Annotated in this window: 1 pseudogene; it reads right to left on the bottom strand. The window is 31.8% G+C overall.

The annotated features are described in order from the left end of the window. Positions 1-882: pseudogene (locus AZI32_RS17080) on the bottom strand (hypothetical protein); the annotation flags it as partial. Positions 883-936: the final 54 nt, after the last annotated feature.

The following is a 936-nucleotide window of genomic DNA, read 5'->3' as shown; positions in this document are numbered from 1 at the left end:
CTTTTTATTCTTTTCATTAATACTGATCCATGGGGCATAAAGCCATTCTATTTTATCAACTTCTTTTAGAAACTCCTCTTTAGTATGCCCCTCTTCGATATAATCCGTTACGTCCCCTTTTTCTTTATCTGAAATAGTTATAACTTTTATTCTATGTGCATATTTTCTTAATTTATTTTCTATTTCTGTGCCATAATTCTTGCCTACTTCGTCATTATCCGAAAGTATTACAACATTTGCACCTCTGAAACAACTACAATATTCTTCAATCCATTTCCCTTTTCCCGCTCCGTGACTCCCAGTAGTAGCGACTAACCCCAATTTATTTAAGGTGTCACAATCTTTTTCACCTTCACATATATAAACGGTGTATCCGTTGCCTATAGACTTTATAAGTTTAGGTAAATTATATAGTGATGGTTTTTGTTCAAAGAAAATCTTCTTCTTTGCTGCAGGTCTATGTTTCATTGAAAATGCATTTGAACCTTCAAAGGTTTCACTATATTCACCATAGTTCAAACCCCAAACTATACTACCATCTACATATCTTTTTTGAGAAAATTTCTTATTTTTAAATCTTATCTTTTCAAATAGTAATGCTCCATGTTCGTCAGTGTATTGATAAGCTGCAATTATATTTGGATCACTTTCTTTCTTTTCGCAAGTTGTCCCTACATCTGCAAAAGTTAGACCTACTTCTTTTAAAATAGCATCAATTTCACATCCAGCATGACAGTACATAACAATCCTATCAGCTACTTTATCATGCTTAATTGATAATGATGCATTTTTATCTTTATGTGAAGGACACATACACTGAGCCTTATCTCCATTCCTTGATTTTACTGTAAATTTATTTAATACATTTTCATAATCTACCATAACGTATCATTCCTTTGTTTCATATATTTAATGCAACAAAAAAGCCTTCTAGGT

It is taken from the genome of Clostridium sp. ATCC 25772, assembly GCF_001573875.1.
Classification (GTDB): Bacteria; Bacillota; Clostridia; order Clostridiales; family Clostridiaceae; genus Clostridium_J; species Clostridium_J senegalense.
The sequence above is the reverse complement of the archived record's forward strand: the minus strand, read 5'-3'. Positions and strand labels throughout refer to the sequence as shown.